Annotated in this window: 25 protein-coding genes and 1 other RNA gene; 8 read left to right on the top strand and 18 right to left on the bottom strand. The window is 37.6% G+C overall.

What is annotated here, in order from left to right:
- The 6 genes from ACR2MV_RS02235 to ACR2MV_RS02210 form a co-directional block, all read right to left on the bottom strand.
- The coding region (locus tag ACR2MV_RS02235; RefSeq protein ID WP_434020260.1) for a Gfo/Idh/MocA family protein at nucleotides 1-386 on the bottom strand (386 nt) is incomplete at its 3' end.
- 105 nt (nucleotides 387-491) lie between these two features.
- On the bottom strand, nucleotides 492-1,373 hold the full coding sequence (locus ACR2MV_RS02230; protein ID WP_434020259.1) for a hypothetical protein: 882 nt from the start codon (nucleotides 1,371-1,373) through the stop codon (nucleotides 492-494).
- 107 nt (nucleotides 1,374-1,480) lie between these two features.
- The gene (locus tag ACR2MV_RS02225) at nucleotides 1,481-3,277 is read right to left on the bottom strand and encodes an acyl-CoA dehydrogenase family protein (RefSeq protein ID WP_434020258.1); all 1,797 of its coding nucleotides are present in this window, start codon (nucleotides 3,275-3,277) and stop codon (nucleotides 1,481-1,483) included.
- A gap of 24 nt (nucleotides 3,278-3,301) precedes the next feature.
- Nucleotides 3,302-4,486, bottom strand: coding sequence for an acetyl-CoA C-acyltransferase (locus tag ACR2MV_RS02220; protein WP_434020257.1), 1,185 nt, complete (start codon nucleotides 4,484-4,486; stop codon nucleotides 3,302-3,304).
- Between the two features lie 3 nt (nucleotides 4,487-4,489).
- Nucleotides 4,490-6,895, bottom strand: coding sequence for a 3-hydroxyacyl-CoA dehydrogenase NAD-binding domain-containing protein (locus ACR2MV_RS02215; RefSeq protein ID WP_434020256.1), 2,406 nt, complete (start codon nucleotides 6,893-6,895; stop codon nucleotides 4,490-4,492).
- 23 nt (nucleotides 6,896-6,918) lie between these two features.
- Nucleotides 6,919-7,359: a MarR family winged helix-turn-helix transcriptional regulator gene (locus ACR2MV_RS02210; protein ID WP_434020255.1), complete on the bottom strand. Its 441-nt coding sequence runs from the start codon at nucleotides 7,357-7,359 to the stop codon at nucleotides 6,919-6,921.
- A gap of 121 nt (nucleotides 7,360-7,480) precedes the next feature.
- On the opposite strand from ACR2MV_RS02210, the gene ACR2MV_RS02205 reads away from it, so the two are divergent.
- Genes ACR2MV_RS02205 through ACR2MV_RS02190 form a run of 4 tightly spaced genes read left to right on the top strand, consistent with a single transcriptional unit; the run spans nucleotide 7,481 to nucleotide 11,689 of the window.
- Nucleotides 7,481-8,176, top strand: coding sequence for a hypothetical protein (locus ACR2MV_RS02205; RefSeq protein WP_434020254.1), 696 nt, complete (start codon nucleotides 7,481-7,483; stop codon nucleotides 8,174-8,176).
- A 59-nt stretch (nucleotides 8,177-8,235) separates the two neighbouring features.
- Nucleotides 8,236-9,165, top strand: a complete 930-nt coding sequence (locus ACR2MV_RS02200; RefSeq protein WP_434020253.1) for an ABC transporter ATP-binding protein — start codon at nucleotides 8,236-8,238, stop codon at nucleotides 9,163-9,165.
- Nucleotides 9,166-9,186: 21 nt separating this feature from the next.
- On the top strand, nucleotides 9,187-10,500 hold the full coding sequence (locus ACR2MV_RS02195; protein ID WP_434020252.1) for an ABC transporter permease: 1,314 nt from the start codon (nucleotides 9,187-9,189) through the stop codon (nucleotides 10,498-10,500).
- A gap of 25 nt (nucleotides 10,501-10,525) precedes the next feature.
- Entirely contained in the window at nucleotides 10,526-11,689 is a 1,164-nt protein-coding gene (locus ACR2MV_RS02190; protein WP_434020251.1) for a sigma-54-dependent transcriptional regulator, read from the top strand.
- Nucleotides 11,690-11,706: 17 nt separating this feature from the next.
- Here ACR2MV_RS02190 and ACR2MV_RS02185 read toward each other — a convergent pair whose 3' ends face one another.
- The 5 genes from ACR2MV_RS02185 to ACR2MV_RS02165 form a co-directional block, all read right to left on the bottom strand.
- Complete coding sequence (locus tag ACR2MV_RS02185) at nucleotides 11,707-12,165, bottom strand: hypothetical protein (protein WP_434020250.1); 459 nt, start codon at nucleotides 12,163-12,165, stop codon at nucleotides 11,707-11,709.
- 4 nt (nucleotides 12,166-12,169) lie between these two features.
- A complete protein-coding gene (locus ACR2MV_RS02180; protein WP_434020249.1) occupies nucleotides 12,170-12,736 on the bottom strand; it encodes a hypothetical protein in 567 nt (188 codons plus the stop codon).
- A gap of 5 nt (nucleotides 12,737-12,741) precedes the next feature.
- Nucleotides 12,742-13,281, bottom strand: a complete 540-nt coding sequence (locus ACR2MV_RS02175) for an RNA polymerase sigma factor (RefSeq protein WP_434020248.1) — start codon at nucleotides 13,279-13,281, stop codon at nucleotides 12,742-12,744.
- Between the two features lie 81 nt (nucleotides 13,282-13,362).
- Nucleotides 13,363-15,819, bottom strand: a complete 2,457-nt coding sequence (locus tag ACR2MV_RS02170; protein WP_434020247.1) for a TonB-dependent receptor — start codon at nucleotides 15,817-15,819, stop codon at nucleotides 13,363-13,365.
- Between the two features lie 14 nt (nucleotides 15,820-15,833).
- Nucleotides 15,834-17,531, bottom strand: a complete 1,698-nt coding sequence (locus tag ACR2MV_RS02165) for a M23 family metallopeptidase (RefSeq protein WP_434020246.1) — start codon at nucleotides 17,529-17,531, stop codon at nucleotides 15,834-15,836.
- 161 nt (nucleotides 17,532-17,692) lie between these two features.
- Here ACR2MV_RS02165 and ACR2MV_RS02160 point away from each other — a divergent pair, with 161 nt between their 5' ends.
- The 4 genes from ACR2MV_RS02160 to rny all read left to right on the top strand — a co-directional run bounded on the left by ACR2MV_RS02160 (nucleotide 17,693) and on the right by rny (nucleotide 20,064).
- Nucleotides 17,693-17,983, top strand: a complete 291-nt coding sequence (locus tag ACR2MV_RS02160) for a hypothetical protein (RefSeq protein WP_434020245.1) — start codon at nucleotides 17,693-17,695, stop codon at nucleotides 17,981-17,983.
- 8 nt (nucleotides 17,984-17,991) lie between these two features.
- Nucleotides 17,992-18,285 carry a cell division protein ZapA gene (locus ACR2MV_RS02155; RefSeq protein ID WP_434020244.1) on the top strand — a complete coding sequence of 98 codons (294 nt, stop codon included), beginning with the start codon at nucleotides 17,992-17,994 and terminating at the stop codon, nucleotides 18,283-18,285.
- A 51-nt stretch (nucleotides 18,286-18,336) separates the two neighbouring features.
- A non-coding RNA gene (gene ssrS / locus ACR2MV_RS02150) (6S RNA) lies at nucleotides 18,337-18,463 on the top strand.
- A gap of 41 nt (nucleotides 18,464-18,504) precedes the next feature.
- Nucleotides 18,505-20,064 carry a ribonuclease Y gene (gene rny, locus ACR2MV_RS02145; RefSeq protein ID WP_434020243.1) on the top strand — a complete coding sequence of 520 codons (1,560 nt, stop codon included), beginning with the start codon at nucleotides 18,505-18,507 and terminating at the stop codon, nucleotides 20,062-20,064.
- Nucleotides 20,065-20,076: 12 nt separating this feature from the next.
- Here rny and ACR2MV_RS02140 read toward each other — a convergent pair whose 3' ends face one another.
- From ACR2MV_RS02140 to ACR2MV_RS02110, 7 genes are all read right to left on the bottom strand, one after another.
- The gene (locus ACR2MV_RS02140; protein WP_434020263.1) at nucleotides 20,077-21,138 is read right to left on the bottom strand and encodes a DUF4421 family protein; all 1,062 of its coding nucleotides are present in this window, start codon (nucleotides 21,136-21,138) and stop codon (nucleotides 20,077-20,079) included.
- A gap of 55 nt (nucleotides 21,139-21,193) precedes the next feature.
- Complete coding sequence (locus tag ACR2MV_RS02135) at nucleotides 21,194-22,744, bottom strand: AlbA family DNA-binding domain-containing protein (RefSeq protein ID WP_434020242.1); 1,551 nt, start codon at nucleotides 22,742-22,744, stop codon at nucleotides 21,194-21,196.
- A gap of 114 nt (nucleotides 22,745-22,858) precedes the next feature.
- Entirely contained in the window at nucleotides 22,859-23,908 is a 1,050-nt protein-coding gene (locus tag ACR2MV_RS02130) for a hypothetical protein (protein ID WP_434020241.1), read from the bottom strand.
- Nucleotides 23,905-24,696 (bottom strand): porin family protein, encoded by a 792-nt coding sequence (locus ACR2MV_RS02125; RefSeq protein WP_434020240.1) that lies wholly within the window; start codon nucleotides 24,694-24,696, stop codon nucleotides 23,905-23,907. Before ACR2MV_RS02125 ends, ACR2MV_RS02130 begins: the two co-directional genes overlap by 4 nt.
- A 14-nt stretch (nucleotides 24,697-24,710) precedes the next feature.
- On the bottom strand, nucleotides 24,711-25,205 hold the full coding sequence (locus tag ACR2MV_RS02120) for a glycine zipper family protein (RefSeq protein ID WP_434020239.1): 495 nt from the start codon (nucleotides 25,203-25,205) through the stop codon (nucleotides 24,711-24,713).
- A 15-nt stretch (nucleotides 25,206-25,220) separates the two neighbouring features.
- Nucleotides 25,221-25,706 carry a nuclear transport factor 2 family protein gene (locus ACR2MV_RS02115; protein WP_434020238.1) on the bottom strand — a complete coding sequence of 162 codons (486 nt, stop codon included), beginning with the start codon at nucleotides 25,704-25,706 and terminating at the stop codon, nucleotides 25,221-25,223.
- 199 nt (nucleotides 25,707-25,905) lie between these two features.
- A complete protein-coding gene (locus ACR2MV_RS02110) occupies nucleotides 25,906-26,541 on the bottom strand; it encodes a porin family protein (protein WP_434020237.1) in 636 nt (211 codons plus the stop codon).
- Between the last annotated feature and the right edge of the window lie 12 nt (nucleotides 26,542-26,553).

Below are 26,553 nucleotides of genomic sequence, written 5' to 3'. Positions count from 1 at the left end.
ACCGCAAGAAAAGCAGGGTTGAATCGTTCAACATGTCCTACCTGACCTTTGACCCCGTTGTTCTTTATAAGATCCCTTAATTTCTCTGCTTCGGAAACCGTATTGGTGATTGGTTTCTCAATAAAGATGTGTTTACCGCTGTCTATTGCCAGAGAAGCACATTCAAAATGATTCAAGGTTGGGGTAACAATGTCGACAACATCAACTTCTTGAATAAGTTGTTCAACTGAATCGAAGCTCTTGTATCCAAATTCTTTTGCAACCTGTGTAGCGTGATTTTTGTCTGGGTCATAAAAACCAACTAGATCATAATCATTGGATTCATTCAGTAAACGCAAGTGTATTTTCCCTAAATGTCCTGCTCCAAGTACTCCGGCCCTTAGCATATTGAATTTTTTTCAAAAGTACGAAATAGGGCAAATAATCAAAACGAGAAATCACTATTATTTTCACTAGAAGTCAACAAAATTTACTAGAAATCAACAAAATAATCACTCGCTGACAACTACGGCCAGTTTTTTGCCATCAGGACTAACTGCAAGTCTGCTAAAATCAGTCATAGGTATGTCAGTTTCTATTTTAACCGGGATCCACTCTTTTGATTCTCCAGGAGTGAATTGGAATATGCCTGTTTCATTACCCATTATAATTTTGCCTTTTAGACTCCAGGCAAGATCCTGTGAATTGGGTAAGGGATCTGTTATGTAGACCTGCTCACTGTTCGAAGGGTCTATGGCATAGATTTCAGGAGATCCATGTTCTAAACTTATATAACTCATTTTGTTTGAGAATGAAGAAGAAGATGTCGGAATGTTCTGTAAAGATCTTCCAATGTTCTTAGCGATAGGATATCTTATCTTGAATTTAAAATTGCTTACCTGAAGAGTTTCGATATCATCTATTACAAAAGTAGCCAAGGTTTTTTCGTTGATCCATAAATAATAGCCAACTTTCAAATTCGGAATCAACACCAAAGGTTCTTTGTTTTTGTAGGCGTATTTATACAGATATTGACTGCCATCCTGATTGAGTCTGACACAGGTGAAGTATTTTTTCTTGCCTGGGTAGGAGGTTGGAGAATACTCACTATCAGGCGTATTTGTGACCCAGGATCTATATCCCTCCTGAAAATTATATTTGGCAACGTCTGTTTGCCCATCTCTTTCAGATGTGAAAAAAAGAGAAAGACCATCTTCTGAAAAAGCCGGTTGATTGTCATAGCCGTCATTGTTAGAGACATTGACGGGATTATTCAAAAGTATCAATGAGTCGTTTTCAACCAGATCAAAAACATAGATCTCACTCGGTTCTTGTGCATATAGACATGCACAACAAAACAACATCAAAATTGAGGGGTGAACTTTGAGTGTCATGAACAAATAATTAAGCTATTTCTAATCAAATATAGGTTTTATTGGAATCAAAAAAAAATCTCCAAATCACTTCGAAGATTTTATTTTTGGCAACTGAGCGTAAATTTTTAAAAACAATATTTATTGTTTTCTATAACGATTTTCGCAATTTGTTTTCTCAATTGAATCGGATTTGGCATGTTGGCGTATTTGGTGAATCTCTTCAGACCCATCAGCATCATTCTTTGTTCATCGCCTTCTGCAAAATAAAGAATGGCCTCCTTGCCTTTGTCAGATACAATATTAACCGCATTGTATAAGTTCAATTTAGCCATCGCCAGTTGGCCTGAAGCCTCGCCTTCAGAAGACAAGTCTGCCACTTTTTCGGCTTTGAGCAATGCGCTTTCAGCCATATAGATCTCAATAAGGACTTCCGCTGCAGCAAGTATGAGCTGTTGATGCTTTTCAAGTTCCATACCATAGGTTTCCACGGCTTTTCCAGCAATCATGAGAAATGCTTTTTTTAACTTTTCAAGCAGTTCTTTTTCTTCAGAAAGGAGCTCAGAATAATCCTTTGCTTCAAACGAAGGAATACTCATTAGGCTTTTTCCTACTTCCATAGCAGGGGTCATCAAATCGATTTCTCCTCGCATGGCTTTTTTCAATAACATGCCAATTGTGAGAAGTCGATTAATCTCATTTGTACCCTCGTAGATTCGGGTAATTCTGGCATCTCTCCAGGCAGCTTCCATCGGAGTTTCTTTAGAGAATCCCATGCCGCCAAAAATCTGTATTCCTTCATCCGTAACAAATTGGGAGGTTTCTGAACCATAAACTTTAAGAATAGCTGCTTCAATGGCATATTCGCTAAAGGCTTCCAATTCCGCGTCCTGATGTGTTTTACCAGATTCTAACAAAGCATCAATATAGTTTTGAATGTCTTTAGCTGCTCTGTAGGAACCTGCGTCAATTACAAAGGTTCTGGTGCTCATCTCAGCCAACTTGGCCTGGATGGCTCCAAAGTTTGATATCGGTTGTTTGAATTGAATTCTTTCATTTGCATAACGGGTAGCCTCGGTTAAAGTCCTTCGACTCGCATCCAGACAAGCAGCAGCAAGTTTAATTCGACCGACATTCAATGAATTCAGCGCAATTTTGAACCCTTGACCTCTGTCAGCAAGCATGTTTTCAACAGGTATCACTGTATCATTGAAGAACACCTGACGGGTAGAGGAGGAGGTTATACCTAATTTTTTCTCTTCTTCACCGAAACTTACTCCATTGGGATTGTCTTTGTCGTATTCCAAAAGGAATCCCGTGATATTCTTATCATCTTCAATTCGAGCAAAAACGATGAATATCTCTGCGAAACCGGCATTGGAGATCCACATTTTCTGTCCATTGATCAAATAGTTCTTTCCATCTTCAGATAAAGTGGCCGTGGTCTTACCTGAATTTGCGTCACTACCTGCACCGGGTTCGGTAAGACAATAGGCTCCGAATTTATCACCCGCAGTGAGTATTGGAAGGTGTTTTTCTTTCTGTTCTTCGGTACCGTAAAGAAATATAGGCATTGTACCGATTCCAGTATGAGCTCCATAGGCTGTTGCAAGGGAACCTGTAGCTGCAGATATGTAGTCTGTGACCAGCATAGTTGAAACAAAACCCATTCCAATTCCGCCGTATTTTTCAGGTATGGAAACTCCCAGAAAGCCCATTTCTCCCGCTTTGCGCATTAACTCTTCTGTTAAAGCGTAATCTTTTTCTTCAAAACGCTCTTTAACCGGCCAGACCTCACGATCAATAAATTCAATGACGGCCTCTTTCATCATCTTTTGTTCTTCGGTAAACTCTTCTGTAATAAAGATTTCGTCCTTACTAACGTTTCTAACAAGAAACTCACCTCCTTTTATCGCTTTACTCATAGTATCATTGTTCATTATATTCTATTATTTTAAGAATTCATATACCCCTGCTGCACCTTGTCCGGTACCAACGCACATTGTGACTAAACCATATTTGTTTTTTCTTCTTCTCATTTCATTGAACAGCTGTACCGACAATTTCGCACCGGTGCATCCCAAAGGGTGTCCTAGAGAAATAGCTCCACCATTAACATTAACCCTTTCCGGATCAAGACCTAATTCTCGAATTACTGCAAGGGATTGAGAAGCAAAAGCCTCGTTTAATTCCACCAATTCTATTTCATCGAGTTTCAAACCGGCATGTGACAAAGCTTTTGGCACTGCTTTTACAGGTCCTATACCCATAATGCGCGGATCAACACCTACTGCCGCATAAGAAACCATTCGTGCTATAGGTTCAAGCTTCAATTCTTTTACCATTTCCTCACTCATAACAAGAACGAATGCGGCTCCGTCACTCATTTGTGAGGAATTCCCTGCAGTTACACTGCCTTGATTCGCAAATACCGGTCTTAGTTTTGATAGCGCCTCGACGCTGGTTCCTTTCCTGGGCCCCTCATCAGCATCTACAGTATAATTTTTCGCTTCTCTTTTTCCTTCTGCATTTAGACCGACCTGTTCAACAGTTATAGGAACGATATCATCCTTAAAAAGTCCTTCCTCCTGTGCCTTAAGTGCCTTCATGTGTGAATTGAATGAAAACTCATCCTGGTCACTACGACTTACTTTATATTGTTCAGCCACTGCCTCAGCAGTAAGTCCCATACCCCAGTAGTAATCTTCATGTCCCTCTTTAGAGGCTTTGTAATTAGGCACCGGCCTGTATCCTCCCATAGGAATATAGCTCATGCTTTCTACACCACCTGCTATAATGCAATCGGCCATGCCAGCTGCAATTTTTGCGGATGCAATACTTATGGTTTCAAGCCCTGAGGCACAATATCTGTTAACCGTCATTCCGGCAACAGTGTCTGTTTTCAAGCCCATGAGTGAAATCAATCTACCCATATTCAAGCCTTGTTCTGCTTCAGGCATGGCATTTCCAACGATCACATCATCGATCCTGTTTTTGTCAAACTCAGGAAGACTTTGGAGCAAATAATCAATCGTCTCGGCTGCCAATTCATCCGGTCTTTTGAACCGAAAAGTTCCTCTGGGAGCCTTTCCGACGGCGGTTCTGTATCCTTTAACTATATATGCTGTTCTCATAATTTAATTTCTTAGTGGTTTACCCGTTTTTAGAGTGTGCTCAATTCTTTCTAAAGTTTTCCTTTCAGTCAACAAGGATAAAATGGCTTCTCTTTCCAAATCAAGCAGGTATTGCTCACTTACATAAGTAGGTTCAGAGAGATCGCCTCCCGCCATTATATAGCCAAGTTTGTTGGCTATTTTCTTGTCGTGCTCTGAGGCGTATTTTCCATGATATAAACTATCTGTTCCTACCAGGAACATTCCAAGCGCCTGTTGTCCTACAACTTTTACCTTTTGCGGAGCTGGTTGGGTATACCCATCTTCGAGCATTTGAATGGCATAGCGTTTTGCCGTTGCAATTTGTCTATCAGCATTAACCACGATCAGATCCTTATCTTTTTTAAAGTATCCCATGTCGAAAGCTTCAACGGCCGATGTAGCAACCTTTGCCATGGCGATATTAATAAAGGCATCCCTGAGTCGATTCAGCTGAACATCGTCTTTGACCCAAAGGTCAGAAACTCTTTTTGTCATTTCTTTTGTGCCTGCACCAGCAGGTATGATTCCCACACCAAATTCGACAAGTCCAGTATATGTCTCAGCAGCGGCAATTACTTTGTCAGCGTGCATACTCATTTCGCATGCACCTCCGAATGTCATCCCGCGAGGAGTGATCAGGGTAGGAACAGAGCTGTATCTCAGTCTCATAACCGTATCCTGAAATAATTTAGTGGCCATTGCCAACTCATCGTACTCTTGCTCAATAGCCAGCATGAAGGCCATTGCAAGATTTGCTCCAACTGAAAAATTTGCTGCCTGATTTCCTAGAATCACCGCTTCATATTCCTGTTCGGCAAGGTCAATACCTTTATTTATAGCTTGAAGAACTCCACCTCCAATTGTATTCATTTTAGACTGAAATTCAACGTTTAAGACTCCATCACCTAAATGTTGAATTGAAGCCTCATTGTTGGACCATACCGTTGTCGCTTCTCTTATATTGTCAAGAATAATAAACGCATCCTGGCCAGGTACTTTATGCAGTTTGCCTGATTGCAGGTCATAATAAAACTTAGATCCCTGTTCGATGGAATAAAAGGAGCTATTGCCATTCGCCAACATTTCAGTGACCCATTTATTCGGACTGTAACCAGCTTCTTCCATCATTTTAATACCGGCTTCCACACCGATGGCGTCCCAAATTTGGAAGGGTCCATGTTCCCAGCCGAATCCAGCTTTCATGGCATCGTCAATTCTGAAGAGTTCATCAGATATTTCCGGAATTCTGTTAGAGGCATAGGCAAATATGGCCGAAAGCGATTTTCTGAAAAACTCACCAGCCTTGTCTTTGCCCTTTACCAGTATTTTGAATCGATCGATTACTTTTTCGACAGTTTTGGTATTCCCTAAGGTGGCAAATGAAACTTTATTGGCCTTGCGATACTCCAAGGTATCCAGGTCTAACACAAGAATTTCTTTTTTCCCCTTGCTGTCGACATTTTTCTTGTAGAACCCTTGTTTAGATTTACTTCCCAACCAATTGTTTTCAAGCATGGTGTTTATAAAGTCCGGGATTTGAAAGCTCTCATGCATTTCATCATCAGGAGCATTTTGAGCAACTCCGTTAGCTGTGTGCACCAAGGTATCAAGCCCGACCACATCAATGGTTCTAAAAGTGGCTGATTTAGGACGACCAATCAGCGGCCCTGTCAATTTATCAACTTCTTCTACCGTGAGCCCCATCTCTTTCACAATATGAAAAAGACTCATGATTCCAAATACACCGATACGATTTCCTATAAAGGCAGGGGTATCTTTGGCGAGTACAGCAGTTTTACCCAGGAATTTCTCGCCGTAAACCATCAGAAAGTCTGTAACTTCCTGTGCACAGTTAGGACCTGGCACAACTTCAAATAGCTTCAAATATCTAGGGGGATTGAAAAAATGAGTAACGGCAAAGTGTTTTTGAAAATCTTCACTTCTACCTTCATTCATAAATTTTATAGGAATACCTGAGGTATTCGAAGTAATTAAACTTCCTTTTTTTCGATGTTTTTCAATTTTCTCGAAAACCAGCTTTTTGATATCAAGTCTTTCGACAACAACTTCAATTACCCAGTCAGCATCCTTTATATCTGCAATATTATCGTCTAGATTCCCGGTTGTAATTCGAGAGGCAAAAGCCTGATTATAGATGGGGGACGGTTTGGACTTTAAGGCAGCTTTCAAACTGTCATTTACCAGTCTATTCCGTACTTTCGGACTTTCGAGGGTTAATTTTGCCGCTGTTTCGGCTTTTGTCAATTCGCGAGGTACAATATCGAGCAGTAATACTTCCACTCCGATATTAGCAAAATGACAGGCAATTCCAGAACCCATGATCCCGGAGCCAATCACTGCTACCTTATTAATATGCCTTTTTTTCATTAGATGTAATTATTGCTTAGTTCTTAATCGTTAAATATGGATTTTTGACAAATCAGATCATTGATCAAATCGGTAACTTCAAAAAAATGTTCAATTTTTTCGGGATCAATATGTTCTTTCACCGTCTGATTGAATTTGTAAACCGAGGATTTAGAGATTTCTCTTTTCTCAATACCTAATGGTGTCAGTTTGATAAAAACACCTCGACCATCTTCCGGATTCCTTTCTCTGAATATCAATCCTTTTTCTTCCATACTGTTTAAAGTCCTGGACAAGCTTGTCGCTTCCATACCCATGGACGGACCTAAAGCAGTAGAGGGTGTGCCATTCTCTACATCAATGTAGAGTAGAGCCATTGCCATGGCCATGGTACTCTCATGTTTGGCGGCTTGCTCATTATACGTCTTCGCAACGGCCTGCCAGGTGGCTCTTAATGCATGATCAATCGTTTTTTCTTTTTGCATATGCCAAATATAATAAAAAATACTATGCATGCATAGTATTTAAAAAATAATTTTACTTTTTAAAAATAAATATTGTAAATTGATGACTCAACTACAGAAGAACCATTCAAAACTCATTTTTATGAAAATACGCGAATTAATAGGGAAAATTACACTGCAAGAGAATATCAGTCCGATTGAAAGGAATAAGGTTAGTGGCACTTTTGTTATCCACATTCCAAACCCATTGGCCTCCTATTATAGTCGTTTTACAGAGGTAAACAGACCTAACTCTATTGTGTTGGTAACAAAAAATCCGGTATCGTTTGAAAGTATCTTAAGAGCCTCCAAAATAATCAACGAAAAAGAGAATTTAGGTTTAAACGGTGCCAAATGTGAAGTCGTTATTGGAAGTAAAAAATATTACGGTATTCGTGTTATGGGAATTGATCGTTATACAAATATTGATAAGGTGCAACAGGCTTACAAGGCTCAGGGTTTTGATTTTCATAAAAGCACTCGGCTGGCGAAAGGAACTGATGCCATTATTACCGTCAATAAATTTTTTAATGTCCTGGATATTGAAGATAGCGTTTATCAATCACCAAATAATAAGGATCGGTATTATTTTGAAGTTCCACGATACATGGACTGGGAAGAGTTCAGGAATATAACGTTTGATATCAAAAACAATATTTCCATTACGAATTATGATATTGCGAAAGGAATTCTTTATGAGCAGGATGGAATAACAGATATTCTAAGGGTCTTAAAACCCAATATATCAATTGATATGGTGAAGAAGATTCGTGAAAAATACTTAGATCGACTTAGCTAGATAATTTAATCCTTTTTTCGGCGTTCATTTTACTATATTTGAAATCTTAATTTTCACCTATGGATCAAATTTTAGTGGCCGAAAACATTGAAAAAAATTTCGGGTCCTTTAGAGCTTTGAACAAAATCTCCCTAGAGGTTCCCAAAGGCAGTATCTTCGGTTTATTAGGTCCTAACGGAGCAGGTAAAACCACGTTTATCAGGATTATTAACCAAATTACCATGCCCGATCAGGGTAAAGTATTTTTCGATGGTAATCCCCTGGCTCCTGATGACGTACATCATATTGGATATCTTCCAGAAGAAAGAGGTTTGTACAAAAGAATGAAAATTGGGGAACAGGCACTTTATTTAGCCCAGTTAAAGGGGATGTCTAAGGCAGAAGCCAGAAAAAAACTCAAGTATTGGTTCGAAAAATTTGAAATTGGACCCTGGTGGAATAAAAAAGTAGAAGAGTTGTCTAAAGGGATGGCCCAGAAACTTCAATTTATTATCACCGTCCTTCACGAACCAAAACTTTTAATCTTCGATGAGCCTTTTAGCGGTTTTGATCCGATCAATGCTAATTTGATCAAAGATGAAATACTTCATTTAAGAGATCAGGGAGCCACCATTATTTTTTCCACCCACAGAATGGAATCTGTTGAAGAATTATGCGAATACATCGCTTTAATTCATCAATCGAATAAGGTTTTGGATGGAAAATTGCTGGATATCAAGAAGAAATTCAAAACAAACACCTTTGAAGTAGGACTCTCGACCCTGGATAAGCTATCCTTAGAAGCAGATCTTAAGATGAAATTTAATGTAAGTAAGGCACGTTTTAAAACGCTGGATGATGATCTTAAGTTGAATATTAGATTGAATAATGGCAGCACTTCTTCAGATCTCATTAAATATCTGAATAGCAGAGCTTCGATTACACATTATAAGGAGGTCATTCCAAGTGTGAATGATATTTTTATTGAAACCGTTCATCAGAACTCTTAGTCAAATACGTATAATAAGCGCATGAATAAGTTAAAACTAATCATTGAAAGAGAGTTTCTGGCCAAGGTCAGAAATCGAACTTTTATAGTAATGACATTCCTGAGTCCTCTTCTGATGATTGGAATGATAGCACTGGTAACAATATTGACCAAGAATAGTTTTGATAAAAAAGGTACCGTAGCCTTTGTGGATGCTTCTGGTTTGTTCAGTCCTGAGGATTTTGCCAAAGACAAATCGATTACATTTGAAAATTTGACCGACATTGGTATAGAGAAGGCCAAAATCATCGTGCGGGAATCATCTCAGGAGGGCCTATTATATATACCGGAAGGTAAGGATTTGGATAAGATTGCAAAGAATATCCAATTTTTTTCAGAAGACTCACCAAGTATGATCACCATTTCTTCATTGGAATCTATTTTAGATAAAAAATTAGAGAATGAAAAGATGAAAGAGCTGGGGATTGATCTTCAAAAACTTGAAGAAGCGAAGGTTGATATCGATATTAGAATGTCAAACTTTAGTGGGATTAAATCTTCCAAGTTGATCAACGGAATAAAGATTGGTATCGGTATGGGAGCCGGGTATTTGATTATGATGTTTATCATCATTTACGGAGCCATGGTGATGCGCTCCGTTATAGAAGAAAAAACGAGCAGGATTATTGAGGTGATTATTTCTTCAGTAAAGCCTTTTCAATTGATGCTTGGAAAGATATTGGGTACGGCAGCAGCAGGATTAACTCAGTTTGTTATCTGGGGCTTGCTCATGGTGTTAATTTTTGTGGGAAGTTCCTATTTTTTTGGTGTTGACTTGCATCAAAATGGGGTAGGGCCAAATCAGTTAGGAGTCGAGCAACTCGATCGAATCGCTCAGAACGAAACACAGTTAGTATTTAATGAATTGATGAGCTTACCTCTTGTTAGTACCTTCATTTATTTTATACTCTACTTCTTATTGGGATATTTATTATACAGTTCTTTGTATGCCGCGATCGGAGCTGCCGTTGATAATGAGACAGATACACAACAGTTTATGTTACCAATTATGCTGCCATTGATGCTGGGCGTCTATATTGGCTTTGCTACTGTGATCAATGATCCACACGGTACTGTTGCCACTGTATTTTCTCTGGTGCCTTTTACTTCTCCAATTGTTATGTTAATGAGAATACCTTTTGGTGTTCCTTGGTGGCAGATTTTAATATCTTTGACTTTGTTGGTGTTGAGTTTTCTTGCCGTGGTATGGGTAGCAGCAAAAATCTATCGTGTTGGTATATTGATGTATGGAAAAAAAATAAATTATAAAGAATTAATGAAGTGGATTCGTTATTAACCACTTTTTAAATAAGCGTAGTAAGATGTCTAGAATTTTAATTGTTGAGGATGAAGATGCGATCAGAAGAGTTTTGATCAAGATTATAAAAAATGAAAACACTTCCTTTGTTGTCGAAGAGGCGGCTGATGGGGAAGAGGGGCTGGCTAAGATTGAGGCGGCCGATTTTGACCTTGTACTGTGCGATATAAAAATGCCCAAAATGGATGGGGTGGAAGTGCTGGAGAAAGTACAGGCCATTAAACCAGAAATCCCTTTTATCATGATATCGGGTCATGGAGAACTTGAAACGGCTGTAGAATCAATGCGTCTGGGTGCATTTGATTATATCTCCAAACCACCGGATCTGAATCGTTTATTGAATGCGATCAGAAATGCCTTGGACCGCAAAAAACTGGTGGTTGAAAATAAAAGGTTGAAGAAAAAAGTAGATAAGAATTATGAAATGATCGGGGAAAGTGAAGAGACGACCCGAATTAAAGGAATCATAGAAAAAGTAGCTCCCACTGAAGCCAGAGTTTTAATTACGGGAGAAAATGGAACCGGAAAAGAATTGGTAGCGCATTGGTTACATCAAAAAAGTGAACGTTCCAAAAATCCGATGATAGAAGTGAATTGTGCAGCGATTCCTTCAGAATTAATTGAAAGTGAGCTGTTTGGTCATGTAAAAGGGTCTTTCACCGGAGCGAATAAAGACAGGGCAGGGAAGTTTGAAGCGGCCAATGGAGGCACTATTTTTCTGGATGAGATCGGAGATATGAGTTTATCTGCTCAAGCGAAGGTTTTAAGAGCCCTGCAGGAGAATAAGGTAAGTCGCGTGGGAAGTGACAAAGATATTAAAGTAGATGTCAGAGTAATTGCCGCGACCAATAAAAATTTGAAAAGAGAAATCGCAAAGGGAAGGTTTAGAGAAGATTTATACCACCGTCTGGCGGTGATTTTAATAAATGTACCATCTCTTAATGAAAGGGTAGCCGACATTCCACTATTGATTGAACATTTTACCGAAATTATAGCAGCGCAACAGGGAAATGCGGTTAGAAAGTTTTCGGAAGGAGCGATCAATCTTTTGAAAACGTATAAATGGACCGGTAATATTAGAGAATTAAGAAATGTAATAGAAAGATTGACTATTCTAGGTGAAGAAGAAATCACAGAGAATGATGTCCAGTTATTTGCGAACAAATAAACTGGAACGGTTAATTTTTAATTCATTTTATTTCCAGTCCGTCCTCTTTTGTATTCATGTAAGAGGCGTTTGTTAAAATTCATCTCCGCCTGGTACAGTTTAAATAGTTGCAAGGGATTTAAAATTTCTGAGAGGGCATCGTACATTTCCACTTTGGTTTCAATGGCTTCATTTTCCGCGGTAAGCATGGTTTCCAGGAATTCTGAAGCTTCTTCTTCACTAAGTGCATCAGTTCCACCCAACTCTTTGACCCTAGACCGTTCCTTTTTCATTGTCATCACCTTGAGCTCAAATATTTTCTTGTCATACTTATTATAAACAGGCCAGAAAACCTCCGCTTCCTCACTACTCAAATCGAGTTGTTCGGTGATATAAGCAGTTTTATACGCCTTGATTCTTTCTTTCCCTTTAGCCTGGGCCATGAGTCCTGTTGTAAGGAATAATGCCAAGCATAGTGTTATAAATACCTTATTCATTGCTTTAGTTTTCTAAAATTAAACTCTCAATATCAACAAAATCCAAATAATAATTTACAGCATCTTCTGCATATATATTCTGTTCTAACTCAATATCATCAAATGCTTCGGCAATCTCGTAGGTGTCAAAATAAACCAGATCATCTGCCACCCAATCGGCAATTTCATCATTTTGCAGCGTTACCTGGTCCGGGTAAAGGCTGGTTTCTCCACTATTGAAATACTTGATACCAAAAAAGAGAAGGATAGAGGCCGCAATAGAAAGTGAAATCAGTCTTAATTTCCGCACTTTTGGACTATATGTTTTGGGGTCCTCTTTGTTAAAATTCAAATCAGTGTTTTCAAAATATCCCTCAGGGACTTTGAACCCATGTTCCTTTTTTAGTCCTGATGAGCCTTCATTTCTAAAGATGCTTATATTCTTTAAGTGGGTCGTTTTTTTATCCGTATCTGTATTTGAAATCTTTTCAAACAGCCTTGATTCAAAATTTTCAAAATAGCCATCAGGCACCTTGAAATCAGGAGAATTTGATTTCTTAGTCTTGTCTATATTTTTGTTTCTTTTGTCCATGTTGTTTAGTTCATGAGATACGATTCTATTTTCTTTCTTGCATGATGATAGGACGCCTTTAAGGCCCCTGTTGAGGTGTCAAGAATCTCAGACATATCCTCATATTTCATTTCGTCAAAATACCTCAAATTAAACACTAGTTGTTGTTTTTGAGGCAAGGTGGCTATTGCTTTCTGTAACTTTAATTGAATTTCATCTCCATCAAAAAATGGATCATCCGCCAGGTTTTCAGCTCTTTGCTCACCTAATTCTTGAATATCCAGGCCAACTTGTTTTGCTTTTTTATTTAAGCAATTCATAGATTCATTCGTAGCGATTCGATACATCCAAGAAAACAACTTACTTTCACCCTTAAAACCATCGATATGTTTAAATACTTTTAAGAAGGTGTTTTGTAAAACATCATCTGCATCTTCATGGTTTAATACGATTTTACGAATGTGCCAGTACAAGCGTTCCTTGTGGGTTGACACCAGCTCACGGAATGAAGCCTCTCTCGTAGAGGGATCCTTCAGGTTTACAATAAGAGCTTCTTCGTCCAGCACTCAATATTTATAGATTAAGACCCTAAAATCAGTTAAAGGTTTAAAGTTCAGTAAAAAAAATTAAAAAAAAGTTGAAAAGGCCTAAAATCTCATGGCTACCTTTAGATTGAGTACCCGGCCTGTCAGGTAATTAGGGATGGCAACATACCTGTTGGAAGAAACATCTTTTACCCATGTATTGGAAATGGTGTTTTGATTGTCAAACATGTTGAAAAGCTCTAACCCTGCCGATAATTGTTTGAAACTTCGTTGCCATTTGGCTTTGGGCGGGTTGTTAAAATCGACAAAAACATAGGAAATCCCAATATCAGATCTGAAATATGCGGGCAATCTGTTTTGATAATCATAGGGGTCCGCATAAGAGGGGGAACCTCCTGGTACGCCCGTATTGTAAACAAGGTTCAAGTACATTTTTAAACTTGGTACCGAAGGCACATAATCCTGAAATAGCAACGCAAACTTCAGTCTTTGGTCAGTTGGTCTTGAAATATACCCTCTATTCTCTATATTTTCTTCTGTTTGCAAATACCCAACACTAAACCAGGACTCAGTTCCTGGTACAAATTGCCCATGAAGCCTCAAGTCTACACCTGCTGCATAGGCAACAGCATTATTTTTGGCTCTGTATCGGATTTTAACATTATCAATTGTAAATGGATTTACATCGGTTAAATTCTTATAATAGACTTCACTGATCAATTTAAAAGGCCTGCCCCACATGGCGAAACTATAATCGTGACCTATGACAATATGCACAGACTTTTGAGCTTTTACTTCGGGATGCACTGTTCCTATGGAATCTCTAAGTTCCCTGTAAAACGGAGGTTGGTAGTACAAGCCTCCTGAAACTCTGAACAGCATATCACTATCCCAATCAGGTTTAATGGCGAATTGCCCTCTGGGACTCACAACAGTATGGTTGTCAGATTGAAGTCCGACGCCACTTATTTCCCAATGCTGGGCTCTCACCCCTAAATTGTACCAAACGGTATGGTCTTTAATATTCGATTTCTTGCTCCATTGAGCGAATCCTGACAATCGCTGAATGGTAACGTCATTAGTGGCATTGACGTTAATATAGGGCTCAATTGGTCCTGTAAAAGGTTCATATGGTTCGTCATTACCAGGCAGTAAGTGAGGTGGGCGAAGCGAAAAGCCTGAGGAATCAATGACCTGCCATTCATTGATCCTGTCCTTGATATTTTCATGCTGATACTTGGCTCCAAACTCAAAGAGGTGGCTGCCTTTTCTCCAATCCGCTTTTAAGCGAATATTACTGATCTGAGCTTTTAAATTGTTTCTGGCATGGTCCAACTGTGAGCCTATCGACTGTAAAAAATCAGTATCACCAAAATCTTCAGAGCCAAAATTAGCGTCAACTTCACCCAGACCATAAGAGGAGAGAATATCGTAGTATTCCTGCTCTTTAGTGTTGTAAGAAGATGCCGTTAAAGAAACGGAAAGGTTTTCCGAAAACTGATAATTTCCTTTGAGTGCTGCAAAAAGAGTTTCGTAACGATCCTCCTCTTTGCCCTGATAATTCACCACAAGACTCATAGGGTTGGTTAGGGTACCAAAATTCGTTTGTCTTGAAATAGGGGTGAAGTCATAATTATTGATGGAATAGCTGCCTAGAAAATCTAAAGAAAATTTCTCCGTAAAATCATAGGATAAATAGGTTTGAATATCTGTGAAATTTGGATTGAAATTGGCATTTACATCATTGCTGTTGAGAAAAAGACTGTTATTTCTATAACGGGCTCCCACCAGTGCTTTAAATTTTTCATCCTTAGACAAACCTTCCACAGATAGTGAAGCGCCTAAAAAACTTGCTTCGAAACTAGCGCCAAAACGAGAAGGCTTTCGATAGGTGATGTCCAGCACTGACGAGAGTTTGTCTCCGTACTTGGCTTGGAATCCTCCTGCAGAAAAATCAACATTCTGCGTTAATTCAGGATTTACAAAACTAAGTCCTTCCTGTTGACCTGATCGAACAAGAAAGGGTCTGTAAATCTCTATCCCATTCACATAGACAAGATTCTCCTCAAAACTTCCACCCCTTACATTGTATTGGGTACTCAATTCATTGTTAAAATTCACGCCTGGCAGTGTTTTTAGCACACTTTCAATTCCTTGGTTTGCACTGGGGATAAGTCTGGCAGTTTCACTGCTGACAGTAACAATTCCTTCCGTGCTGGCCCTGGGGTCAATAATAATTACTTCATCAATGGATTCTGTTTTGCGGTATAGCCTTGGAGAAAAATAAAGTGTTTTACCTCTGTTAACCCGAAAAGATTTTGAAAAACTATTATAAGCTACATGGCCGTACCTTACCGTCACATTTTTTCCGGCTGGAATAATTATTTCATAGGCACCTTTTTCATCAGTGACGGTTCCTAAATTCCCTATACTAACCGTGGCATTTTCAATAGGCCTGTTAATGCTATCCAATACCTTACCCTTGATGGTAGCCTTTTGCCCTGTGAGCAACTGTGTCGAAAGACTGAAAAGAAAAATAATTAGAAACTTTGCTTTCAAGGGATTATCAAGGTTTAATTCTTCTTGTTGAATGTGGTTGTAAATGTAGTGGAATTATTTACATTATCAGTGACTACAACTTTTAATTTATGAAGTGTTCCTTCCAGCTTTTTATCACTGAAATCATAGGTTAAAATACCTGTTTTTGGATTAAAGGCCATACGAATCCATGCACCATCTATTTCCCCTCGGTAAGATTTTATGCCGGAGCCCTTGTCATGAATTTTAACCCTCAGTCTTGAAAATTTTGTCAGCCATTGCTCATTTTTAAAGCCCATTGCTTTAATTGTAGGCTTCACATTATCAGACATTAAGGTGTATTCACCTAAATTTTTACTTACTGTATAGAGTAGGTTATCTTTTCGTTTTGTGCTGACATAATAAAGCTTTCCATACCTGTTTTTTTTAGCAATATGCAAGGTTTTTAATTCCTCTTCTGTATAGTTTGATATATCAAAGTTTAGTCTAAAACTTTTATGCACTGGGACGCTGCTATTGTGTAGTTGAACCATCCCATCTTTGTTCGAATAATCAAAATAAAAATCTTCGTAAAAAATATTCTTGGGAAAACTAACGCTCACCAGGGAGTCAGCAATTTTGTTAATCTGGTCTGCTTTAAAAAAATAGGCAGTTTTTTTAATCTCTTTAGGGGTAATAATCGAATCCTTTTTCCCTTTTATTGGAATGATCAGTCTCGTTTTATTGCCTTCAAAATCTTTAGCAATAATGGAAACAGTGTACTCAAGACTGTCTTTAACATTGATATACCCTCTGTTCTCAAGTTTTTTATAAAGACTTAAATTATTCATGTCATGCTCCACATAACACTTCTGAACGCGTTGCTTTAGTTTGCTGAGTCTTTCATAGTCAATATACGAATTGATAAAGCGGGATTCATCGAAGGAAAATTTATTCACCACAAACTGAAAAACATTTTCACCGTTCACATTCATTTCCAAGGAATAGAGACCGTTTCTATTCAAGGCTCCGTCCAAACGATCATAGGCATTAATTCCAAAACCAATTTCGCCATGAGCATAAATCGTATTGGCTAAAAGATCTCCGTCATATTGCCTGCTAAAAACCAATTGTACAATTTTTGAGGACTGATTGACCTGCGAATCAGCATTACGCGAATATGCAAAGGCATTTTGAACAGTTGGATTTTTATGATCAGGAACCGTTATCCCGAATAGCATAGGATTTAAGATATTGGATTTGACATCTCTTATTTCGTAATGGAGATGCGGTCCTCCTGAACTTCCGGAATTTCCGCTGAGCGCAATAAGTTCACCCTGCGAAACTTTCAATTCATCTTTTTTAGGATACAGTCTGATAGAGTAGGATTCTTTTTCATATTGCTTTTTGCGCACATAAGCATCAATTTCAGGAGAGAATTTTTGTAGATGCCCATACACGGTTGTGAATCCATTGGGGTGGGTTATATAGAGCGCGTTCCCATAGCCCCATAGTGACACATTTATTCTCGAAACATATCCATCTGCCGAAGAAACCACTTTATGACCTTCTACTTGTTTAGTTTTAATGTCAAGGCCGGCATGAAAATGATTCGTTCTCAACTCTCCAAATGTACCCGAAAGCACCAGAGGGATTTCCAGTGGATTTGTAAAATAATCATTGGGAAATTCACTTTGAGAATGAATGAGATTTACAAGTCCGAGAAACAAAAAGATGAATAATTTTTTGCGCATAATTGCGCTAAATTAGTAATAAGAGATGATACAAAAAAATGAATATTTTAATTGATTATGATTCAATTATTTGTCTAACTTTTTGGGGATTTATCGCAAAATAGTTGTTTTATAGAAGCAACTATGTTAAATTTGTTGCAATTGTTTGATTCTTTGGGTTGATGAATAAATTATTTGAAATAGTGAACAATTTGGAAGCAAAGCTTTCTAAGATTTTGGGCCAATACACTATCGTTCAACAAGAAAATTTAAAGTTGTTGCAACAAAAAAATAATCTTCAGCAACAGTTGAGTAAGCAACAGGAAGTTATTGATGCATTAGAGAATAAATATGAATCATTACGAGTTGCAAACACCATTGTAGGCAGCAAAGAAGACAAACATGCGACAAAGCTTAAAATAAATACATTGATTCGTGAAATAGATAAATGTATTGTTCAGTTAAGTGATTAGAAAATAGAATGAATAGTAATCTGAAGATAAAAGTTACCGTAGCTGATAGAGTATATCCGCTCACCATTAGGGATGCCAGGGAGGAAGAAGGAATTCGGAAGGCCGTGAAGCAAATCAATGAAATGGTAAAACAATTTGAACAGAATTATGAAGTAAGAGATAAACAAGATGTGTTGGCCATGTGTGCCTTGCAGCTTGCCTCTCAAAAAGAGGTTAAAAATGTTAATGAAAGTCAAGATTCGAAAGAAATCGAGTCCAAATTATTGGAATTGAGTCAGTTATTGGACTCACATCTTGCATAAGTTCTTTTAAAGAAAACAATTTACTGCCTACATTAGTTATTTGTTTGTTAAACTCAACACTATCAATTTAAAAAGGATGAGTTTTTAAAGTGAAAGCGTGCCTAATTAAGTGATTTACTCACTTTAAAATTGGATACTTGACCTTTAAGTTAGTCCTAAACTTGTTAAAATGGAGTTTTAAAAACCGTAACCGATGTAGGCTTTTTTTATATATATATTATGATAGCAACAACAATAAGTATAGCAATTGTGGCCTTGATATTGGGCTATTTTATTGCCAAAGTTTTAGAAAAGAAAAAGGCTTCTTCTACGATTAAAAATGTGAGAGAGCAGTCAGCTACTATTTTAAAGGAGGCTAAAATTGAAGCAGATGGAATTAAAAAAGATAAGATCTTACAGGCAAAGGAAAGATTTATTGAATTGAAATCAGAGCATGAGAAAGTGATCATTTCCAGGGATAAGAAGATCAATGATGCTGAGAAAAGAATTCGAGATAAAGAATCAAAAGTTTCACAGGAATTAGATAAGAATAAGAAAATAAATAGTTCTGTTGAGGAGCGAAATAAACAACTTCAGCACCGCTTGGAACATATTGACAAAAAGAAAACAGAAATTGATAAACTTCATAAAAGGCAGGTAGAACAGTTGGAAACTCTTTCCGGCATGTCAGCTACTGAAGCCAAAAAAGAATTGGTCGAAACCTTAAAAGAAGAAGCAAAAAGTGATGCGATGGCATTTATGCAAAGCACCTTGGAAGAAGCAAAGATGGGAGCGCAGCAAGAGGCTAAGAAGATTGTGCTAAATACGATTCAGCGCATTGGTGTAGAACAAACGATAGATAATTGTGTTTCTGTATTTAACCTGGAGAACGATGATGTTAAAGGAAGAATTATTGGTAGAGAGGGGCGAAATATAAGGGCTATTGAATCGACAACAGGGGTAGAAATCATTGTGGATGATACACCCGAAGCAATTATTTTATCATGCTTTGATCCGGTTAGACGTGAAATTGCAAGACTTTCATTGCATAAGCTTGTTACAGATGGTAGAATACACCCTGCGAGAATTGAAGAAGTAGTTGCAAAAACGACCAAAGAGATCAATGAGGAGATTATTGAAGTTGGTAAGCGTGCTGTTATTGATTTAGGAATTCATGGCTTGCATCCTGAACTTATTAAGACAGTTGGAAGGATGAAGTACCGATCTTCTTATGGTCAAAATTTATTACAACACTCAAGAGAAGTGGCAAATCTTTGTGCCGTGATGGCTTCAGAACTGGGGTTAAACCCGAAGATTGCGAAAAGAGCCGGGTTGTTGCATGACATAGGTAAAGTGCCAGATACCGATACGGAACTTCCACATGCGATTTTAGGAATGCAATGGGCAGAGAAATACAATGAGAAAGCAGATGTTTGCAACGCTATTGGAGCACATCATGACGAAGTTGAAATGAAATCGTTATATGCGCCAATTATCCAGGTATGCGATGCTATTTCTGGTGCGAGACCAGGTGCCAGAAGGCAGGTGGTTGATTCTTACATTCAGAGATTGAAAGAGCTGGAGGATGTTGCATTTTCATTCAATGGAGTTCAAAAAGCTTATGCTATTCAGGCGGGAAGAGAACTTCGTGTGATTGTTGAAAGTGAAAAAGTGGATGATACCAAAGCAGCGGAATTGTCTTTTAATATCACTCAGAAAATTCAGAATGATATGACCTATCCAGGTCAGGTTAAAGTTACTGTAATTAGAGAGACCAGGGTCGTGAATGTAGCCAAATAAGCTTTTTGACTGCTAATGATCGTCTTTTAAAATGGGTACTTTTTCTTCAATTAGGTCTACAGGTTTTGTCACAGTTTTAGGCGCTTTGAATCTGTAGCCGAAATAAACACTGAATTCATGTTTGGTGGGTATAATGTGTAACCTGCTGGATGTGAATTTTTCATTGGTAAACCTATTCTTATAATTGGCTCCAAAAAATATCTTATTTCCGTTATAGCCGCCTCCGAAACCGTAGCTAAAAGTTAAAAATGAATCGCTGTAGCTCCTGTCTGTTTTTCCTTCAGGTGAGTTTATATGGGTCGTGTAAAAATCAACCCCGGCAGCCGGAATCCCGAAGGCATTTGCAAACCAATAGTCTTTTAGAACAAAAGTGTAATAATAGCCTAATTGTAAGGATAAATTGATGCCCTCATATTCGTTGTAATAATCTCGATACGTAATTTCATCATCCCCGTCCAGATTTTTGATTTTATCGGTGCCTGATATAGAATAAAAATTATATGAGATCCCCGGCATGAACGAGCCAGCACTTTTTTTCTGAATTTCTGTTTGAGATTGAATGGCTCTCATGCTATAGTTTTTGTTGAATTTATACACAGAAGATCCAAATAATACATGGGTTGTCAATCCGGGAAACTGGATGTAGTTATTATTCTGATTACCCATATATTGTGTGCTGTTGTCAACATAAAAACCCCGGTAATTATTGTATTCGATTACATGGTTCCAATGGTCAAAAAGCAGCTGTAATTTGAGCCTGAAGGTATCGGTGTCACCTTTCTCTTCTTTTTCAGAATCGGATATTTTTGGTCTGATTCCGATTCTTATCGAAAGAAATTTATAACTAAAAACTACCCCATACCTGAGGTTTAAACTAGGTTTTAGGTTGGCTTCGATACCGTTTTCGATAATATTGAATGAAGCAATTTCATTGCTAACCTCAAGTTTTACATTGAATCGTGTTTTGAAATCAATGATATAGGAATTTGGAATCGTATCATTGGACGTTTCTAATGAATCAACTTTTTCCTGAGCAGATACAGTGTAAATGTTTAATAGCAAGGCGATTGCCACAATTGACAAATGGATAATGTACTTGGTTTTTTTATTGCCTTTCGATTGCAAATTCCTATTTGAATTTTGAATTTATATAGTCATTAATTTCTGCGATGGATTTTATTTCATGAGACGAATTACCGCTTCTGACATAAAACTTTTCTTCTAAATGACCATTTTTGTTTGGGTACTTTAAATATAAAGGCTCTTTTGCTGATATCACTTTAATTTTGCAAATAATTTCACCAGTATGAATAGTTTCGAATTGAGTGCGAATATATTTGCTCACATACTTAACACCCATTAGTTTATGCATTAAGTTTCTGAGATGCACTTCATAATAATCTGCATCCTTTTTCTTTAGTGTCTGAAAATCATTTTCGAGACCTAGGATATTTTTATCATCATCTACACCAATTAATAGAATTCCACCATCCGTATTTCCAAAAGCAGCAATCGTTTTCATAATGACTTTTTCCAATTCAGGATTCACTTTCTCTTGTCTGTAATCCCAGCGTAATGATGATTTGAATTCAAGATATCTGTTCTCTTCTTCTTTTAGTATTTCTTCAACCGAAGGTATTGCAATTCGATTAGGTCGATAGAAAAATCGCTTTCGGATCAATAAGATAATACTGCCAAGCGTGATGAAAGATAATCCGATAAGAAGTAAATATCCCCCATTCATAGTTTCGGTCTGCTGGATTAATTGATCTTCGGGTAGGGTATATAAGTAGTATTGAATGCCACGATCATTGGATAATCTGTTAAAAGAATTCCAGTATGTTTGATTTTTGTATTTAAAGTTGAAGGTTCCTTTGTCAATATTTTTAAAATTGCCAAAATGCCTGTCAATATGAAGTTGAAGACTATCAATCCCTTGAGAGTTTGATGGCTTATCAGAATTTTCACTCTCTGCACTGTTCAAATGTAGTTCCTTACCGGAACTATTCTTAAATGAAAGTCTGGGTTGTAGTTTGTCAGATGAAATTCCGAATTCTTCAAATAGTTCGGCCTTGGAGTATTCTAGAACAACAGCGCTTTGCTTGTTATTTACTAGATATGAATATGCTGCATAAAAAAATGCCTGATCCTCGTCTGGGCTATCCGTATTGACCCGTTCTCTAAGATACCATTTTAACTCGTTATTATGACTTGAAAGATCTTTATACCAATTGGTATTGTAGATAGATTTTTCTATGCTTTCGTACCAGGAACCTATTAATTTATTATTCGCAAAGCGTTGCCATTTCACTACGCCTAATTCAGAAGAGCTATCAATGGCAACTATAAAACTCTTTTCAGTTTTTCTTGCTACCAATTTTGTGTTTCCCTGAAAATAGCCGATTGAATTTAAGGTCTTATTATCTTCAAGAATCTGCAAGAAATAATCTCTGGCCGACACCGAATCTTTTAAACTCAGGGGGTTTTCATAACTTTTTTTTATGCGTGTAATATTATCTTGGATTTTGCGTGTGAAATCATCGAATATTTTATCAAACTTTTCAGATTGATCAGCAAAAGATGCTTCTGCATAGGTCTGATCATTGAAATTGAAAAAATTGAGCGAGACCAGAACTAATCCGCATAAAATCAGAGCTATAGATAAAATGTATTTTCTCATTATAAGTGGGCTGACCGAGTAAATTATTCTTTTAAGAATGCTGATTCAAAAATACATTATTCTTGCAATGAACAGTCAAAAAACGGAAAATTCTATGAGTCTGATGAGCGAACCTTATAACAGGAATCGATAATTCACAGAAACCAAAATTGACTTTCTGTTTCCGATAAGTCCTGCTTCTGATCTAAACATCCAGCGCTTGTTTAATTGAAACTGACCACCAATGGTTCCATTCCATCGTTCTTGAACCTGTTTATCCATACCGTAGCGAATTATGGTACTTCCATCGGCTGCATCGATTCTTTCAACAATAGGAGTTAAAACTTTGTCAGCGACAATCTTCTGCGGAGGGGTAGCTTCATTGTTGTACCAGTCATAATAATTCGTGACCAATTCATCCTTCTTTTCCCAGGTTTCTGGTGGTATGGCATCAATTAATAAAATTTCTCCGCTAGTATCCGAATTCATTTGCATGCTCATTGCGCCACCCCAGATAGCAAAATTTCTTTCTGGTTTATGTTTGAATTTAAATGTATGACCTAGTCTTATTCCCAGCACATTGACTTGTACAGGCTTGTCTAATAAATCAGGCTTGCTCCAGGTAAAGTTCGCATCAACAGAAAACCATACTGGTCCGATTCCTCCAGCTCCCATAATTCCAATACCTGCTGTTCTAAGTCCTTGTTCAACATTTGAATACAGTGGGATCGGCGCTGTAAGATTCACTTCTGTCCGGGATTGGCCACCGCCAAAAATACCATATACATTTAAAAAAGGAAGAATCCAAAGATCCGGTCTTACATTAAATGCATGCGATGTATTGATGTTTTCACCAAATTCAATGAAATCCACATCAGTAAGTGGAATATCTATCTCATCAGTTTTAATTCCTAATTTCATATTATCGAAAATAAGATTCTGTCTTAACCACATATAGTTGGCCATAAGACCAGCAGGATATGGAATATCAAAGCCCTTACGATAAGCTCCTTGACCAAGAATGGGGAAAACATAATTGTATTCAACTTGTTTTAAACTATCAATGTAAGCCTCGTGTTTTGTTTTAATCTTAGTGTTGACATATTGAGCAGACGCCGAAAAATTCCAAAGAATTAAGAATAGGCTCGTTAATAGCACCAATTGGTGTTTCTTGACTAATTTCATAAGTTGTTGTTTTTTTCGGATTCTTTAGCTTCTTTTTTAGCTTCTTTTCTTGCCTCTTTTTTTTCCTTTTTCTGGGCTTTCAAATCTTTTATTTCTTCTTTTTTCTCCTTGCTAAGGCCAATGGGAACATTGAGTTTTAGAAAAAGAGAACTGTTTTTGGTGCCACTTCTATCTTTGTATACGTCAAGGAAGCCATAGTAATACCTAACTCCAATAGTCCACCCTAATCCTTTTAAAAGCCGATAACCTGCGCCAGCAGCTAAACCCATATCGAATCTGTTAATCATATCTCGATTTTCTTCTGAAGCATTAATTTCAATGCCGTCGATATCAGAATAGAATTTAATATGTGCTTTATACGCCAATCCAAATTGAGGACCTATTTCCGCATACATATGATTGTCAAATTTGTATCTTGCTAAGGCAGGAACTAAAAAATAACTTATTGATTGGCTGTATTCACCTTCTTCGTCATGAATGGTAGCTCCCAAGAATTCCAGGTCATCTTCGGTCAATTCATCGAGTCCAAGTTCTGATTTTACCAATACTCCGGTGTTTAAATACCATCGCTCTTTCATTTTTATGTCAAAATAGAATCCTAGATTCCATTTTCTTATATAATCATCAGAATCCATTCCACTGATTTTCGCGTAATTGACACCGCCATCAAGCCCAAATTCAATTTTACCGGAATTTAATTTATCACCTAGCAACAAAGCGATTAAAACTTGGGATTGACTTGTGTAACCTGCGAAAAGAAAAAATAAAAAGAGAATTGCTTTTTTCATTCTATAGGACTGATTTATTTCACAGTATAACCTTTTCCTTCCATACAAGCAGTAAAGGCTTTGTTGTAATCATTGGCAAGTTCTTGTTCTTTGGCTGACGCCGCCTGATCATTGGCTTGTTGCTGTCTTTCGTCTCCAACAACTTTCGAGCGTCTTCCTCTTACACCACCAACAACAGCTCCTATGGCAGCTCCCTTACCTGCATCTCCCGCGATTGCCCCAATGGCAGCACCACCTGCAGCTCCAACTGCAGCGCCTCCTACTGCAGATCCATCGACGGATCGATCTACTTCAGCACCTACAACTTGAGTAGGATTAATGGGATCATAGCCCGTTTGACCTTTGGCCCAATTAAAACAACTCATTTCATCTGCTTCTTGCGTAGCTGCATTTTGATTTTCAGCAGGAAACACATACAATCCTAAACTGCTGCCAATACTTTGAGCTTGTGCTGTTGAAAATCCAATAAATGCAAGAGTCACAAACGCATATATCAATTTATTTTTCATAATAATCTGGTTTTTTTATTTAAGATCTTCAGGGTTGATAAACACATAACCCAACTGTTTCAAGGCATCCGCTTCATTGTAAAAGGTCAGGCTTTTTTTAATCTTGCCATTTTCAATCTGATAGACTGTATTGGCTAAAATGCTGAATGTTTTTTTATCTTTTTTATAGACGATAGTAAGATCCGCCCAGTTTGAAACCCATTCTCCTTCAGGTGTTTTAACGGCAATGTTTTGAGATTTTGAATATGAAATGGTTTCATATAAATTCTCAACGTTGTTTTTCCAATTATCAATTGCCTGAGTCTTCGAAACAGAATCGCCTCTGGAAGGGCCTATACCCAGATATGAATCATCGAGTATGCTGTCCATAGCATCGTAATCCAAGTTCTCAACTGCCTCAATATATTTTTGAATTAAAGCTACATTTTCTTTAGACGGATCATTCGTTCCGCAGGAAGTCATTAATACTCCCAAAGCAATCATTAAAAATAATTTTTTCATTTTGTTTTCTTTAGCATGAAGTCTTAAAAGTACAATTATCTTCAGTAAACTGAAAAAAAAAACAGCTTTATTGTGTGTTCGATCTATGGAGAATCATTTTATCCAAGCTAAAAGAAAACTCACGCACTCTGATAAAATTAAGAAACAGTGACAATCAAAAAAAGCAATCTTTATCAGATGTTTAAATCTGACAGGACTCTTATTTAAACTTATAATAAAAACTCAATATAAACTGAGAGTGGGAAGTATCAGCGTAGCCGAAGTTAATATCAGAATTGTCAGGTACAATGTTTTCTGTAATAAATTCAGCTTGAGAGTCGGTAAAGCCTGTTTCCCAGCGGATGTCGGCTCCAATTTTGCCGAAGTTAAGCCCTAATCCAACCTGGCCTGAAACGGTAAAATCATCGTAATCAACATTTTTGATGCTTTCAGGAGCTGAAAGTTTGGTGTCTATAATATAAGAGAAGTTTGGTCCAAAAAAGAAGCGACCAATTTTTAACACTCTGAAGCCCACTAAAACTGGTAATTCCAGTTTATCCATTTTTAATTTCCCTTTGTCATCACCAAAATCATAACTACTTTCAGTATGTGTATAGATCAACTCGGGTCTGATATATAAAAACAGGGGCAATTTAATTTCTGTAAGTATTCCGAAATGATATCCAACTTCTTCGTTCGAAGAAAAGGTATCAATTATTTCATCACTTGAATCAAGCGCGTAGATATCACCATTTACATTGTAGTTAACACCGCCCTTGATTCCCCAATTTAAAAATTGAGCCTGGGCACTAAAAGACATACAAAAAACAATTACGAGAAGATACAGATTTTTCATAGTGGGGGAATT

The organism is Lutimonas sp., from assembly GCF_051011215.1.
GTDB lineage: Bacteria > Bacteroidota > Bacteroidia > Flavobacteriales > Flavobacteriaceae > Lutimonas.
Note: the sequence above shows the minus strand (reverse complement) of the source record. Positions and strands in the feature narration are given on the sequence as shown.

Bases quoted from the DNA above. Each gene is read 5' to 3' on its own strand.
- ACR2MV_RS02230 (WP_434020259.1), bottom strand. From the start codon at position 1,373: ATGACACTCAAAGTTCACCCCTCAATTTTGATGTTGTTTTGTTGTGCA.
- ACR2MV_RS02225 (WP_434020258.1), bottom strand. From the start codon at position 3,277: ATGAGTAAAGCGATAAAAGGAGGTGAGTTTCTTGTTAGAAACGTTAGT.
- ACR2MV_RS02220 (WP_434020257.1), bottom strand. From the start codon at position 4,486: ATGAGAACAGCATATATAGTTAAAGGATACAGAACCGCCGTCGGAAAG.
- ACR2MV_RS02215 (WP_434020256.1), bottom strand. From the start codon at position 6,895: ATGAAAAAAAGGCATATTAATAAGGTAGCAGTGATTGGCTCCGGGATC.
- ACR2MV_RS02210 (WP_434020255.1), bottom strand. From the start codon at position 7,359: ATGCAAAAAGAAAAAACGATTGATCATGCATTAAGAGCCACCTGGCAG.
- ACR2MV_RS02205 (WP_434020254.1), top strand. From the start codon at position 7,481: ATGAAAATACGCGAATTAATAGGGAAAATTACACTGCAAGAGAATATC.
- ACR2MV_RS02200 (WP_434020253.1), top strand. From the start codon at position 8,236: ATGGATCAAATTTTAGTGGCCGAAAACATTGAAAAAAATTTCGGGTCC.
- ACR2MV_RS02195 (WP_434020252.1), top strand. From the start codon at position 9,187: ATGAATAAGTTAAAACTAATCATTGAAAGAGAGTTTCTGGCCAAGGTC.
- ACR2MV_RS02190 (WP_434020251.1), top strand. From the start codon at position 10,526: ATGTCTAGAATTTTAATTGTTGAGGATGAAGATGCGATCAGAAGAGTT.
- ACR2MV_RS02185 (WP_434020250.1), bottom strand. From the start codon at position 12,165: ATGAATAAGGTATTTATAACACTATGCTTGGCATTATTCCTTACAACA.
- ACR2MV_RS02180 (WP_434020249.1), bottom strand. From the start codon at position 12,736: ATGGACAAAAGAAACAAAAATATAGACAAGACTAAGAAATCAAATTCT.
- ACR2MV_RS02165 (WP_434020246.1), bottom strand. From the start codon at position 17,531: ATGCGCAAAAAATTATTCATCTTTTTGTTTCTCGGACTTGTAAATCTC.
- ACR2MV_RS02160 (WP_434020245.1), top strand. From the start codon at position 17,693: ATGAATAAATTATTTGAAATAGTGAACAATTTGGAAGCAAAGCTTTCT.
- ACR2MV_RS02155 (WP_434020244.1), top strand. From the start codon at position 17,992: ATGAATAGTAATCTGAAGATAAAAGTTACCGTAGCTGATAGAGTATAT.
- rny (WP_434020243.1), top strand. From the start codon at position 18,505: ATGATAGCAACAACAATAAGTATAGCAATTGTGGCCTTGATATTGGGC.
- ACR2MV_RS02135 (WP_434020242.1), bottom strand. From the start codon at position 22,744: ATGAGAAAATACATTTTATCTATAGCTCTGATTTTATGCGGATTAGTT.
- ACR2MV_RS02130 (WP_434020241.1), bottom strand. From the start codon at position 23,908: ATGAAATTAGTCAAGAAACACCAATTGGTGCTATTAACGAGCCTATTC.
- ACR2MV_RS02125 (WP_434020240.1), bottom strand. From the start codon at position 24,696: ATGAAAAAAGCAATTCTCTTTTTATTTTTTCTTTTCGCAGGTTACACA.
- ACR2MV_RS02120 (WP_434020239.1), bottom strand. From the start codon at position 25,205: ATGAAAAATAAATTGATATATGCGTTTGTGACTCTTGCATTTATTGGA.
- ACR2MV_RS02115 (WP_434020238.1), bottom strand. From the start codon at position 25,706: ATGAAAAAATTATTTTTAATGATTGCTTTGGGAGTATTAATGACTTCC.
- ACR2MV_RS02110 (WP_434020237.1), bottom strand. From the start codon at position 26,541: ATGAAAAATCTGTATCTTCTCGTAATTGTTTTTTGTATGTCTTTTAGT.